Annotated in this window: 13 protein-coding genes and 2 pseudogenes; 5 read left to right on the top strand and 10 right to left on the bottom strand. The window is 67.9% G+C overall.

The window, feature by feature from the left end:
- Positions 1-118 precede the first annotated feature (118 nt).
- The 3 genes from E2C05_RS35480 to E2C05_RS21650 form a co-directional block, all read right to left on the bottom strand.
- On the bottom strand, positions 119-361 hold the full coding sequence (locus E2C05_RS35480) for a lipocalin-like domain-containing protein (RefSeq protein ID WP_408901629.1): 243 nt from the start codon (positions 359-361) through the stop codon (positions 119-121).
- A 197-nt stretch (positions 362-558) separates the two neighbouring features.
- Entirely contained in the window at positions 559-1185 is a 627-nt protein-coding gene (locus E2C05_RS21655) for a hypothetical protein (protein WP_133221730.1), read from the bottom strand.
- Entirely contained in the window at positions 1182-1460 is a 279-nt protein-coding gene (locus E2C05_RS21650; RefSeq protein WP_133221729.1) for a hypothetical protein, read from the bottom strand. The genes E2C05_RS21655 and E2C05_RS21650 overlap by 4 nt, the downstream gene beginning before the upstream one ends.
- Before the next feature lie 752 nt (positions 1461-2212).
- Between E2C05_RS21650 and E2C05_RS21645 the strand changes: the two are divergent.
- Positions 2213-3176 (top strand): annotated as a pseudogene (locus E2C05_RS21645) (IS5 family transposase).
- 396 nt (positions 3177-3572) lie between these two features.
- Positions 3573-5324 carry a peroxidase family protein gene (locus E2C05_RS21640; protein WP_133221728.1) on the top strand — a complete coding sequence of 584 codons (1752 nt, stop codon included), beginning with the start codon at positions 3573-3575 and terminating at the stop codon, positions 5322-5324.
- A gap of 173 nt (positions 5325-5497) precedes the next feature.
- Here the strand turns inward: E2C05_RS21640 and leuC are convergent, their stop codons facing one another.
- The 4 genes and pseudogenes from leuC to E2C05_RS21625 all read right to left on the bottom strand — a co-directional run bounded on the left by leuC (position 5498) and on the right by E2C05_RS21625 (position 7953).
- Positions 5498-6937 (bottom strand): 3-isopropylmalate dehydratase large subunit, encoded by a 1440-nt coding sequence (gene leuC / locus E2C05_RS21635; protein WP_133221727.1) that lies wholly within the window; start codon positions 6935-6937, stop codon positions 5498-5500.
- Positions 6934-7293, bottom strand: a complete 360-nt coding sequence (locus tag E2C05_RS34745) for a hypothetical protein (RefSeq protein ID WP_240046823.1) — start codon at positions 7291-7293, stop codon at positions 6934-6936. The genes leuC and E2C05_RS34745 overlap by 4 nt, the downstream gene beginning before the upstream one ends.
- A gap of 127 nt (positions 7294-7420) precedes the next feature.
- Positions 7421-7657 (bottom strand): annotated as a pseudogene (locus E2C05_RS35475) (TSUP family transporter); the annotation flags it as partial.
- Between the two features lie 32 nt (positions 7658-7689).
- Positions 7690-7953: a hypothetical protein gene (locus E2C05_RS21625; protein WP_133221733.1), complete on the bottom strand. Its 264-nt coding sequence runs from the start codon at positions 7951-7953 to the stop codon at positions 7690-7692.
- A 98-nt stretch (positions 7954-8051) separates the two neighbouring features.
- On the opposite strand from E2C05_RS21625, the gene E2C05_RS21620 reads away from it, so the two are divergent.
- Positions 8052-8975: a LysR family transcriptional regulator gene (locus E2C05_RS21620; protein WP_133221726.1), complete on the top strand. Its 924-nt coding sequence runs from the start codon at positions 8052-8054 to the stop codon at positions 8973-8975.
- A gap of 118 nt (positions 8976-9093) precedes the next feature.
- On the opposite strand, the gene E2C05_RS21615 is transcribed toward E2C05_RS21620, so the two are convergent.
- Both E2C05_RS21615 and E2C05_RS21610 read right to left on the bottom strand, forming a co-directional pair.
- Entirely contained in the window at positions 9094-9414 is a 321-nt protein-coding gene (locus E2C05_RS21615; protein WP_205082945.1) for a site-specific integrase, read from the bottom strand.
- Entirely contained in the window at positions 9396-9710 is a 315-nt protein-coding gene (locus E2C05_RS21610; protein ID WP_133221724.1) for a site-specific integrase, read from the bottom strand. The genes E2C05_RS21615 and E2C05_RS21610 overlap by 19 nt, the downstream gene beginning before the upstream one ends.
- A gap of 330 nt (positions 9711-10040) precedes the next feature.
- Here E2C05_RS21610 and E2C05_RS21605 point away from each other — a divergent pair, with 330 nt between their 5' ends.
- Both E2C05_RS21605 and E2C05_RS21600 read left to right on the top strand, forming a co-directional pair.
- Positions 10041-11219 carry a nucleotidyltransferase family protein gene (locus E2C05_RS21605; protein ID WP_133221723.1) on the top strand — a complete coding sequence of 393 codons (1179 nt, stop codon included), beginning with the start codon at positions 10041-10043 and terminating at the stop codon, positions 11217-11219.
- Between the two features lie 330 nt (positions 11220-11549).
- Positions 11550-12563, top strand: a complete 1014-nt coding sequence (locus E2C05_RS21600; RefSeq protein ID WP_240046822.1) for a replication protein RepA — start codon at positions 11550-11552, stop codon at positions 12561-12563.
- A gap of 676 nt (positions 12564-13239) precedes the next feature.
- On the opposite strand, the gene E2C05_RS21595 is transcribed toward E2C05_RS21600, so the two are convergent.
- Positions 13240-13350 (bottom strand): transposase (locus E2C05_RS21595; RefSeq protein WP_158292286.1); only part of this gene is annotated, 111 nt, incomplete at its 5' end.

The raw sequence follows: 13350 nt of genomic DNA, 5'->3' as shown, positions 1-13350 counted from the left end.
CGCCCTCGCTGCCCACAGGCCCATCATCTGCTTTCCGATCTTCGATCTCGTTCATGCCGCACATCATCGTTCCGGGTTCGCCTTGGGCAAAAGGGTGTCCAGGGAAACCGGGTGCAGCTCAAGCGCGGTCGTTGGTAGCGATGCGCGAGACATTTGTGGACGACTGAAACAGCGAGAAGCGGCCGTCCGAGCTAAAGATTATGATGCCCCTTGGGCTTGCCCCAAACGGCTCGGCCCGCGTTCCGTCGTCGCTCTGGCTCACCACTGAGACGAAAGCCCAAGCGCCGACGAGCCCATCCTTCACAGGGGTCGCCTGAGCCCACGCGGTTAACGGCGCAAAGCACGCAAAGACAAGGAACATAGCGAGGCTTGCGCGACGCATGTCGGCTTCTCCCATTTGACAGGTGAAGGATATGCAATGTTGCGTCGACAAGGCAAAAATGTTTTTGCTCGTTCGGAGTGCGCGTCAGCAGCAAACGAGGGATATTTGTCCTGCGCGGGGACGTATGCTCCCGCGGAGGGCTGCCTTCCGCCTTTCTGCGACGACGACGCTTGGTACTAGAACACGAGCTGCCAGGTCGACCCGGAGCGAACAGTGGCGCGCGAGCCGTCGCGCTGATACCGCGAAATGGTCCAGCATCGGGGAGTGCTCGATGGCTCGACATCGACGCCGACCAGCTCGCCCCGCCGTAGCGCCCCGGCATAGCCCAGCAGCAGCAGGGCGCGGTCGCGCAGGCCGGCGAGGTTGGGGCCGCAGCTGCGGACCAGGCTGCGGATCTCGGCGGTGGTCAGCGCCGCCGCCTGTCGGGCCGGGCGAGCATGCTCGCGGGCGATGCCGCGCAGCGCATTGCGGATCGCCGGGTCGCGGCTGTCGAAGGCGTGCCTGGCCTCTCGGTGCGCCCGGGCAATGGAGGCCAGCTGTCGGCGCAGCGTCGCCAGGCCATGCAGCCCGGCATGGGCGGCGAGGTAGGCGGCGATGATGGCCGGGGCGGCGGGCAGCGGCGCCAAGCCGGTCTGCCGGCACCACCCGCAGAAATGGCGCCAGTCGCCTGCATAGGCCCGGCGGGTCTCGGCGGCATCGGCGCGGGCGATGTAGCCGAGGGCGTCCCGCAGCGCCCGCTCGCCCTCCGGCGTCGGGCGGTCCGCGACGGCGGCTGCCGGTGCCGTCACCAAGTCCCTGCTCATCGCCCCCTACCCTTCTCCGCCCAGGGGTCGAGGCCCTCCAGCGACACCTCGAGGCCGAGATGCGCGGCGACGGCTTTCAGGGCGATGACATCGCCCTCGCGCCACTGCCGGTGGGAGAGCAGCCGGGCGGCCACTGCCGGCGGCAGGCCGGTCGCGGCGCCGATCGCCGCCGGTGTGGTGATGTCCTGGTCCTCGAGATGGGTGTTGATGGTGAAGCGCAGGCGGATGGCCTGCAGCCGTTCGGCCTGTTGCTCCCGCTTCACGGTGTCCGGCATGCGCCTGCCCGCTGTGCTGGCGGCCAGGATAGCATGGCGAGGGGCCAAGGTGAGGGTTCTGACTTTTGGTAAGTCCGCTTATCAGAGGTAAGACGCGACTGCCGCAGAGCGCAAAAAAAGGCCCCGGCAGGTGTGCGGTGCCCCGGGGCCGAAGTTGAGGAGATTCCTCTTGTGCGCCTGGATGAGCAACCAGCGCGGCAGCACGCTGCCGTTAACGCCCGCGCTTAGTCCACAAATCCATTCCGGTATCGCGAAACAGTGCTTGCACTAGAATGTAACCGCAAAAAGCACTTTTGCGAGTCAGCATGGAGACTGCGCAAAGAGCTGCATGCCGCAGGCAAGCGGCGGTTGCCCCACGCGCGCAAAAATAAGGCCCCGCGACTGTCCGGGCCGCGGAGCCAAAGTCATGGAAATGGGTTTGTTCCAGACGCGCCCTGCGGAGGCATGCGAGGGCGCCCGATAAGGTTGCCCGCAGCCGCGCCGCCGTGTCAGCAGCTATGGCGTGATCGTCACGTGGAAGTGTGTGCTACGACATAGGGTTCCCACGCACGGAAATCCTGAAATTTCTAGGCTCTATTGCAGAATCTAACCGGCAACGAATTGTCACGTTTCGCAGAGCCGTGTAGCGTCGCACCATGGCTGGCTATGTGGATGCGACGATCGAGGGCGTTGTTGCATGGATCGCTTGGTCTGGAGCTGGCGGGTAAGCTGGCAAGGAGGGCGAGCCCTCGACTGTCGGGGATGGACCCACCTTGCCGTTCAAGGCCAACGCTGAGCGTAGGCACCACATCCCGCGGCAGCGCCACCGGGTGACGAACTGGGCGGAGTACGACGCGGGCCTGCGCGCTCGGGGCAGCCTGACCGTGTGGTTCTCCGAGGCGGCGGTCGAGAACTGGCGTGCCGAGGCCCGCACTGGCCGGGGCGGACAGCCGGAGTATTCGGCCCTGGCGATCGCAACTGCCCTGACGCTGCGGGCCGTGTTCCGCCTGGTGCTGCGCCAGACCGAGCCTGATCGGCTCCATTCTGCAGTTGCTTGGCCTCCACCTCGCCGTGCCGGACCACTCGACCCTGAGCCGCCGGGCGGAGGCGCTGGAGGTGGCGCGGCCGCGCTGTGGCGGCGAGCCGGGGCACCTGCTGGTGGACAGCACCGGTTTGCAGCTACGTGGTCCCGGTGGCTGGTTGGAGGAGAAGCACGGCACCAAGCGTCGCCGGGCCTGGAAGGTGCTCCACCTCGCCACCGACGCCGACACCGGTCAGGTTGTCGCCTCGTTGCTGACCGGCAGGGATGCCGATGACGGCTCGCAGGTCGACCCCTTGCTCGAGCGGGTCGACGGTTCCGTGACGTCCCTCACGGGCGACGGCGCTTACGACCGGGACGATGTCTATGCCGCGGTCGCGGCGCGGCACCCCAATGCCGCCGTCGTCGTCCCACCGTGCGCGAGCGCGGTGCCGAGTGCGGCGGCCGAGACCGCGCCGACGCAGCGGGATGCGCATTTGCGCTGTGTTGCCGAACGCGGCCGGATGGGCTGGCAGCGCGCGTCGGGCTACAACTGGCGTGCCTTGGTGGAAGCCGACGTCTCACGGTGGAAGCGCGTCATCGGCGGCGGGCTGCGCTCGCAAACGGACGGGCGCCAGGCGACCGAGGTGGCCATCGCCGCCAACGTGCTGAACCGAATGCTCGAGCTTGGGCGGCCGGAATACGTCCGCATCGCATGATCCCATACGCGGGCAGGGATCTATGCGTCCACGCCGCTGACCCATGCAACACGATGACCCAGTGCGGCAGCCCGCCACACTGCTGCCTTGTGGGTTCACGGGTCGATCTGCCTGCCTCTGGTTCGACTGGACGCCTGGTACCCGCAACGACCTATGTGTACGGGTACGAGCACCGTAGTCTCCTCGTTTCAGAACTTGTCTTCAGTCGATGTGGCCCCTTGGAAACCACCGGAGAGATGTGCAGCTGCGATCTTCCTCTGCTCAGCTCATTTGGTGCAGCAACATCTGAATAGCAGTAACACCTATTCAGCTCTCAAGACATTCATACTTGTTCGTTGATTCGGCGTGCGTCCAATAGCGCGGTAACGCTCGGTGCGCAGCGCAAAGGCGGAAACCATGGATGAGCGAAGCATTGACGGCTGGGGTAACAGCGCCACGCTGTCGACAGCGAACGCAGCCGGCACTGCATTCTTGCGTCTCTTTCCCGCCCGATATGCAGACAACGTGTCCGTGCCCATGGATGGGCCTAACCCGAGGGTCGTCAGCAATCTCGTCGTGGGCGAGGGCGATGCCAACGTGGGGAATGAGCGTGGTCTGTCCGGAATGCTCTATGCCTGGGGCCAGTTCATCGACCATGATCTGAGCCGCACACCAATCGATCGCAGCCAAGTCTTCAACATCCTTGTTCCTGATGGCGATCCAGCATTCGCGCCGGGAAGCGTCATCTCCGCCGGCCGCGCGGTCACCGATGCAGCAACCGGAGGCATGACAGACCTTCCTGCGACTGCAGTGAACGCGGTCACCGGCTGGCTTGACGCGTCCATGGTCTACGGCTCCGACCCGGAGACGGCAGCGCGACTACGCTTGCCCAATGGACACATGCGCATGTCCGAGGGCAGAAACCTACCAGTGGAGGAGGATCGCTTTCTGGCAGGCGATGTGCGCGCGATGGAGAATCCGTCCCTCACTGCGCTGCAGACGCTGTTTGTCCGTGAACACAATTGGTGGGTTGATCGGCTTGCCGACGCAGATCCCTACGCCAGTGGCGATGCGCTCTTCGGCAAGGCACGCGGTATCGTGGCGGCCGAAATTGCTCAGGTGACCTATGGCGAGTTCCTGCCGCACCTGCTCGGACCGGACGCCATTCCATCCTACACCGGGTACGATCCGACCGTTGATCCGCGCATCTCGCTGGAGTTCGCCGGTGCTGCTTATCGTTGGGGTCATTCCACCGTCTCGCCAGTGACCGAGCGCAAAGATGAGCAGGGTGTGGTCCAGGGGGGTGAGATGGCCCTGCACGATGCTTTCTTCCTATCGCCAAACACCTTCGTGCAGGATGGCGGCGCGGATGCGTTCCTTCGCCATCTCGCCTCCGATGTTTCGCAGGCCATGGATGCACGCATTGTCGAGGATCTGCGCAACCTTCTCGTGGATCCGCCCGTCGCGCAGGACCTCGCCGCCATCAACATTCAACGCGGGCGCGATCTGGGCTTGCCGACGCTGAACGAAGTGCGCACCGCGCTCGGACTGGCGCCGTATGTCCGTTTCGAGGAACTCACCGACGATACCGGCACCGCCGCTGGTCTAGCCGCCGCTTTCGGCAGCACAGAGTTGCTTGATCTCTGGACTGGCGGGTTGGCTGAGCAGCCCCGTGCCGAAGCATTCATCGGCGAGACCTTCGCACGCATCCTTACCGACCAGTTTACCCGGTTGCGAGACGGAGATCCCTTCTGGCACCAAGCAGGCAGCCTGGATTCGGCCCTGCTGGCTGAGATCTCGTCAACGCGCCTGAGCGACATCATTCTTCGCAACACTGACATCCATTGGCTACAAGACGATGCCTTTCTGTTTGCAGAGCGACGCGCGGCTGACGCGGTATCGGAGGAAGCGACAGCACCGCAACTCGTGATTGGCACTGATGAAGACGAAGTCCTGGCAGGTGGCCCGGCTGACGACATCCTTGTCGGCGCCGGCGGTGATGACCTCGCGCTCTACCCGGCGACGTTCGCTGAGGTCGAGTTGATACGTCGTGACAGAGATGGCTGGCTATTGACCGGACCAGCAGGGACGGACCAGCTGATCGGGATCGAGCGGCTGCGCCTGGAAGATGTTGAGCTTCGGCTTGATACATTCGATTGGCCACTTTGAGCTATTCTTGGCGATCATCGGATGACGGCGGCATAGCGCGACGTTCGATGGAAGCCGGGGGCCCTGCGGGTCTGATAGCTGGGCAGGACTCCTGCCAGTTCACACGGCGAGAGTAAGGCCTATACCGGCCCTTTGGACCGAGTTGATGCGTTCGGGCCCTTTGCTGATGCACCTTACAGGGTGGTCTGCGACGCACGGTCGCCGGTCAGTTCACGCACATCGGTGAATCGCCCGGTGATCGCGGCTGCAACGGCCGTGGCTGGGGAGACGAGGTGGGTTCGCGCACCCGGTCCCTGACGCCCCTCAAAGTTTCGGTTCGAGGTGCTGGCACAGCGCTGCCCCGGTGCAACGCGATCCGCGTTCATGGCAATGCACATGGAGCAGCCCGGCTCGCGCCACTCGAAGCCGGCCTCCAGGAGAATACGATCGAGTCCCTCCTGCTCCGCCTGCGCCTTCACCGCCCCCGATCCAGGCACCACCAGCGCCCGCACGCTCGGCGCAACCCGCCCCCCGCGCGCGATCGTCGCGGCTTCGCGTAGATCTTCGATCCGCCCGTTCGCGCAGGAGCCGATGAACACCACGTCCACCGTGAGGTCGGCAATCCGCTGACCAGGCTTGAGACCCATGTAGTCCAGCATCCGGCGGCGCCGCACGCGTTCTATCTGGTCAGGTGCGTCGTCGGGGTCCGGCACAACACCCGTAACTGGCACCGCTGTTTCCGGTCCGGTGCCCCAGGTCACCAGCGGCGCGACGCGGGCGGCATCCAAGGCGATCACACGGTCGAAGGTCGCGCCCGGGTCGGACCGCAGGCCACGCCAGGCGGCGACAGCTCGCTCGAAAGCTGCGCCGACGGGCGCACGCTCGCGGCCGCGGAGGAAGTCGAAAGTCGTATCGTCAGGCGCGACCAGGGCGGTGCGAGCCCCGGCCTCCACGGCAAGGTTGCACAGTGTCATACGGCCGGCGATGCCAAGCGCCCACACGGCGTCGCCGCAGAACTCCACCACGTGCCCCAGAGCTCCGGCGGGACCAAGCGCGGCGACCACCGCCAGCGCCAGGTCCTTGGCCGAAACGCCGGGGGCGGGCGCGCCGGCGACCTCCACGGCCATCGTCCGCGGCCTCGGCAGCAGCAGCGTCTGCGTGGCCAGCACCTGCTCGATCTCGCTCGCGCCGACGCCGAAGGCGAGTGCGCCGAGCGCGCCGTGGGTCGAGGCGTGGGAGTCGCCGCTGGCGATCGTCAGCCCCGGCAGCGAAAGCCCCAACTCCGGCCCCACCACATGAACAATGCCCTGGCGGGGGTCCCCGAACGGAATCAGTGGCACGCCAGCCCATCGCGCATCGGCCGCAAGGGTTTCGATCAGCCGCCGCGCCGCCGGGTCCCCAATACCGGCGCAGCGATCTGTGGTGGGGACGGTGTGGTCGGGGACAGCGACCGCCGCCTCCGGGCGGCGCACGGCACGGCCGGCCGCACGCAGGGCTGCGAAGGCCTGCGGGCTGTGCAGGTCGTCGAGGAGGTGCAGGTCCACGTACAGCAGGTCAGCGCCGGGCAGCTGCGCCACCACATGCGCGCTCCAGATCTTGTCCAGCAGCGTGCGTGGCTGCGCACCCGTCGTCATGGTGGCTCTCCCGGGGACCCGAGCAGCAGCACCGTCCCGTAGACCACATAGTAGCACGCGATGGTGGTGATTAGCCGGTTGGCCCAGCGGCGGAACTGCACGTCTGTCATCGCTTCCAGCAGCCGGCGCGCGGCGGTGGTGCCGAGCACCGAGCAGGCGACCGCGAGCGCAGCCAGCGCAGGGTCCACGCCCGCCGCGCCGTTCACAAGGCTGCCGAAATAGGCGAGCTTGGCGCCATGGCCGAAGACTTGGCATGCGGCCTTGGTGGCCACGACCTCTCGCCGATCGAGGCGACTGCTGAGAAAGAAAGCGTCCACCAGCGGGCCCGATACGCCGGTCAGCAGCATCAGTCCCATGGACGCCGCGCCGCAGGCCACGCCGTCGCGCGGGCGAGCCGGGTCGGGCCGCACATCGGCCGGCAGCAGGCGCAGCGCGAAGGGCGACAGGCCCAGCGCGAGCAGAGCTACCCCCCGCGTCCGGCACCCACCGCACCAACGACCAGCCAGCGAGCATCAGTGCCGCGCCAACAATGAAGGGCAGGGCCGCGGCCCAGCGGACGTGGCGCCACCACAACAGGCCGCGCCAGAGGTTTGAGGCGATTTGCGTCACGGCGTGCAGCGCCATGGCAGCCGGCACGGGCAGTAGTGCCAGCAGTACGCCGACCAGGATCAGTCCGCCTGCCATGCCAAACACACCGGACAGGAAGGCTGTCGCCAGCATCACGGCGCCAAGACCGACGACGAGGAGCGGGGTCACGCCCGGACAGCCGATCCTGCCGCCGCGGCGAGCACCGCCCGGCCCGCCGTCGTCAGCACGACACGTACCTCGCCCTGCGTCGTGCCGGCGACTTCGAGCTCTAGCCTCACGAGCCCGCCCTCCGTCGCGTCCTCCCAGACCGGCAACCGGGGGCACGAGGTACGCCAGGCCGCCATGGTCTCGGCGTAGCCGCGTGGGCGGTCGGCAACCCAGGCCAGGAACTGCCGCAGCAGCAGGTCGGCGGGATCGGGCGGTGGCATGGGCATGGAACCTCCGGTTGGCCCATCCCAGGATGTCCGCTTGGCTTCATGCCGTGTAGGCGCTGTGATGAGCGATCCTGATACCCGGAAGGTATCGTATGATTGAGCTCCGTCTGCTCGAGGCCTTCGTCACCGTCGTCGAGGAGGGGCATGTCACTCGGGCGGCCGAACGGCTCGGCATGCGCCAGCCGCCGCTCACCCGCTTGATCCAGGGGCTGGAGGCGCGGCTAGGGTGCCGGCTGCTTCGTCGCCTGCCGCGCGGCGTTGCGCCGACCGAAGCGGGTCTGGCGCTGCTGGAGGAGGCGCGCTCGGTGCTGGCGCGCGCGGCCACAGTGGAGGACGCCGTGCGCCGAGCCGCACGGGGCGAGGCCGGGCGGCTCGCCGTTGGCTTCACGAGCTCGGCCGGGCTGCACCCTTTCGTCCCGACCGCGATCCGCTACTTCCGGAGGACGTCTCCAGGCGTGCGGATTGAGCTGGACGAGGCGGGCACGGCAGAGTTGGTGGAGGCGGTGCTGGCCGGTCGCCTCGACGCCGCCTTCGTGCGCTCGCCGGTCGGTGCGGTGGCCGGGCTGCGGTTCGAGCCGGTGCTCGACGAGCCGATGCTCGTAGCCCTGCCGGAGGGTCATGCCTTGGCCCGGCAGCAGGATGGGCCGCCCCTGCTGCTCGCAGCGCTGGCCGGAGAGCCCTTTGTGCTCTACCGCCGGCAGACTGGACCCGGGCTCTACGACACGATCCTGGCGGCGTGCCGCGAAGCCGGCTTCACGCCGGAGGTGGCGCAGGAAGCGCCCCGCCTCCCTGCGACGCTGAGCTTAGTCGCGGCGGGCCTTGGCGTGTCTGTGGTGCCCGCCTCAATGCGGCGGCTCGCGGTGGCGGGCGTTGCTTACCGTGCGCTTGCGGACAGCCCGGGGCCAGTGGCACCCGTGCGGCTCGTACTGCGGCGGGCCGGCGCGAGCGCGACCGCCTCCCGGTTCGCCGACGCGGTCGCGCGGCTCGTTGCAGATCCGCATGCGGCGGTGGCTTGAGCGCGGACACGATCCTCGCCACGGGTCGGGGCGGAGAGCGGACCGTGGCGATCATCATGCCGGCAGCCCGGAACGGGGGTGGACCGGCGCGATGCCAGCGCCGGGCGCGGCGCGTTCCCTATTGCACGACGAGCGCCTGCGACGGTGCCGGCGGCGCGGCCAGGAACGTTAGCCGCCGCGCCAGGATCCGCGGCAGGGCATACGGGTGGAGAGCGCTGGTCTCGAGGTTGCCCCAGCGGTCGATCTTGCGGAACACCGGGCCGTAGCGGCAGCTGCTCGCCTGCAGCCAGGCTTCTACCGCCCGCACCGGGCAGGTCTTCACCTTCATGCCACGCGGGATGCCGAGCTCGGCGCCACTCCCCCCCCCTTGGTCGGATTTGGCACGCGGGGTGAGCAGCCGCAGGCCCTCCGGCGTCATGGTCAGATGCTCGCGCTGCACCGCGACCAGCTCGCTCCGCCGCAGGGCTGCCGCGCCGCGGCGAAGCCCAGCAGCAGCAGGGCGCGGTCGCGGGTGCCGGTGAGGCCGTCGGTGCAGCTGGCGACCAGGCGGCGGAGCTCGGCGGTGCCGATCGCCGCGGCGCGGCGGGCCGGGGTGCCGTGGCGGCGGGCGATGCCGGCGAGGTAGGCGGCGACGGTCGCCGGGGTGGCTGGCAGGGTGGCGACGCCCCTGCCCCGGCACCAGGCCTCGAAGCCCGCCCAGTCCGCGGCGTAGGCGGCCAGCGTCGCCGGCGACAACGCCTAACGGGCATAGCCGGCGGCGCGGGCGAGGTCGGCATCGGGCAGCGGGACGAGCGCAGACATGTGGCGATTCCAGCAGCTTGCGCTGATTCGGGCAATCCGCAAAAAGGCTCTGGAAAGGCTTTTATGGAGTGTGACTAGCGAAACGTGCTTCTTTGCCTGGCCAGCGCTGCCAGCCGCACCTCCTTTGTCATAACAATGCTGGCCCTCACGGCTGCAGCGAAAAGCATGATCTCCAGCACGGTGTGACCACGCATCCTCCCCGTTATACTCTGACGGCAAACATGAGTATAACTTGCTGGCCGCCACCCACCCCGGACGCCCGCTATGCCGACCCCCGTGCCGCTGCCAATCCAGACCGTTTATGCCGAGTTGGTCGAGCAGGCTTGGCTTGCCGCAGCGGACCGTGACTTCGCCGGTAATGGCGCCTTCGTCGCCAAGACCGTCAAAGGCCGGCGCTACTGGTACTGGCAGGCCGCCGACCCCGCGGCGCCAGGCGGGCGATCGCAGAAGTATGTCGGGCCCGAGACGCCCGACCTGCTGGCGCGCATCGCGCACCACCGGCAGGTCCGCACCGAGGATCGGCAGCGGCATAGCATGGTGGCCGCGCTGCGGGCCGCCTCGCTGACGGCACCGGACGCCCTGACAGGACGGGTGCTCATCGCGCTTGAGGCAGCGGGCGTCTTCCGCCTCCGCGCCGTCGTCATCGGCACTGTCGCTTACCAGGTTTACGGCGCCCTACTCGGCGAACGCCTCGGGCTGGCGGCGACGCGCACCGGCGACCTCGACTTGGCGCAGTTCGTGGACGTCTCGGGCGCGGTCGGCGACCGGATCGACGCGCCCGACTTCGAAGCGGTGTTGCGACGCGCTGACCCGCGCTTCCGCCGCCTGCCTGGGCTGCCGGGGCAGACCCATGCCGAGGCGCGCTCCGCCTATTATGGCATTGGCCGGGAGTACCGGGTCGAGGTGCTGACACCGAACCGTGACCCGGACACCGACGGCGCACCCGTTCCCTTGCCGGCGCTCGGGGCGGATGGCCATCCGCTGCGCTACCTCGATTTTCTGATCCACCGCGAGGTGCAGGCGGTGGCGCTTCACGGCGCCGGGGTGCCGATCAACGTCCCTGCGCCGGAGCGCTTCGCCCTGCACAAGCTGATCGTGGCGCGGCGCCGCGACGACCAAGCAAAGGCGCGCAAGGACTTGGCCCAGGCAGCGCAGCTCCTCGACGTGCTCGCCCGCCAGCGTCCCTTCGAGCTGGCCGCCGCGTGGCACGAGGCCTGGAGCCGCGGCCCGGGCTGGCGGGAGCCGCTGGCGCAGGCGCATGCATTGCTCCCCGGGGAGGCCCAGGTGGCCCTGGCGGCGGCCCTCGACGCGGATCGCCGCGCAGCTCACGCCACGAGCCATGTCACGCTGACGCCCCTGGTGAACGAGGCCACAGTAGTGACTGGGCCGGAGCGCGGCGCGGATGGTGCCGGCCACACGCCCGACGACGTTCCCGACCCGTGACCGCCGACGAGCCCCCGAGTGCTGCCATGGTCTGCTCCGAAGTGCCGTGGAGCCCTGCTAACGGACGGCCAGCGCGCCCGGCGGCCGTGGGTGCATCCCCAACTGGGCCATGGTTCCGCTGCACGGTGCGAGCGGCGCCCGATTCGCGTGACCCGCAAGTCACGCCGTTGTCCACAGCCAGAGGCTTATCCCGTGGGGCAAAGGGAGGCAGGTGTGGGACTTAGGTTGGAAACCGCAGTTATACCGTGGGGTCTAGGGTGCTACTTCAATTAGAGAGCAATTATCCTCTTCCTATTGACGGCCTCCCTAAACCCCACATTGCGCACAACGATGCGGCTCGCCATGGTGCGCCATGACCGGGTGATTCGAGGGACGGCTATGGCAGACGCGGCGAAGGGGGTGCGTCAGCTCGTTCTCGTCCACGGCCGCGCCGCTGCCCGGCAGATGGTTGAGCCACAAGACAGGCCGCTGGTGGACATCGCTGGCGAGGTCCTCGGCGACGACAGCAACCGCAAGGGCTTCAGCTACTCCGGCCTCTGCCTCACCTCCCTCCCCCACCGCCGGCTGCCCGACGACGCGCCCTGGGAGCGTACAGTCGGGCCGCTCACCCTGATCGTCGAGCCCGGGCGCATCAAGCTCGGGGACGGCCCAGCGCGCATGATGGGCGTGCCCTATGGCGCTCGTGCGCGGCTGATCCTGATTTATCTGCAAACCCAGGCCGTGCTGACGAACAGCCGCGAGGTCAACCTCGGCCGGTCCATGCGTGCCTGGATGGGCCGCATGGGCCTATCGGTCGGCGGCGAGACCGCCGCGGCGCTCCGTGAGCAGGCGCGCCGCATCGCCACCTGCACCATGCGCTTCACCTGGCAGGCCGAGAGCAAGGCAGGGGCGCAGGCCATCGGGCCGACCATGATGAGCAACGAGCGCATCATCAAGTCCGGCCTATTCTTCCACGACTCCGGCAAGGGCGACGCCCGGCAGGAGACCCTGTTCGAGGATCGCGTGCTGCTCGACAACGACTTCTTCGAGCAGCTGCGACGGCATCCCGTGCCGCTGCGCGACGCCGCGATCCAGCGCCTCAAGGATAGCTCAACCGCGCTCGATATCTACGTCTGGCTGGCGTTCCGCCTGCACCATCTGGAGCGCCACACGCCGATCGGCTGGAAGGACCTCTACCAGCAGTTCGGCGCCGGCTACCAGCACCTGTGGCGCTGGAAGCCGCGCTTCCTAGAAGCCCTGGCGGAGGCGGTCTCGGCCTATCCAGAGGCCCGCGTGGATATCGAGGATAGCCACATCGTCCTGCACCCGAGCCCGCCCCCTGTCCCCAAGCTGGCGAAGGGCTGACTGGCGCCTGTGGCACGGCCACCAGTGTGGGGTTTAGGGAGATCTACCGCCCCTGCAGGCACCACCTGCAGAACTCGGCTCCAGCGCGCCAGCTCCGGTCGTCGGCGGGATTTCCACCGTAGCTTCATGTCCTGCCGGTCTCCCTAAACCCCACACCCTGCGGTGTCCTCCGCGCGTTCCGGTTGGCCCCCGGCCCGGTCCTGGGATGGCGCCTGCGGCACTCCTTCGGGCGGAGGCTCTTGGGGCAAAGAAGGTTCACGGAGGCGGTGTGCAGTGCAACCCCGGAGCCAGCGATCCGCATCCCTGAAGTTTAGCCGCGGCCCTTGCGCGCGTAGCGACTTTATCCGGGGCCGAACCTACCCATCCCCCACGCCCAGCGGGACTTCTATCCCGACGGCAGATGCTGCCCGAGATGCAGCGCTGTGAACCGGTCAGAGCGGCCGGACCATCACGCGCCAACCCCGTATACCGGTAGCCCGGAATACCGGCATTCCGGACTCTGTGCCAGACCGTAGCCGCACCTTGAGAACCGACTGAACACCTTGCCCGATGCATAAGCCGATGTGTAAAACGTCCATATTTCCGGAATTATCGAATATTCGAAGGCTTACGCGCCGGCTTTCCGTACGATCGCCGACGATCACCATTGGCGCAGCCGCTGGAACACTAGGGTCTGTTAGCTCCTGAGCCAATCGAGGGTGGCGGCGAAGCAGAGGACGCCGAGGAAGGAACGGGCGGTCTTTTCGTAGCGGGTTGCCACCGCGCGCCATTCTTTCAGGCGTGCCCA

The sequence above is a fragment of the Paracraurococcus ruber genome (genome assembly GCF_004353985.1).
Classification (GTDB): domain Bacteria; phylum Pseudomonadota; class Alphaproteobacteria; order Acetobacterales; family Acetobacteraceae; genus Paracraurococcus; species Paracraurococcus ruber.
This window is presented reverse-complemented; position numbering and strand designations above follow the sequence as displayed.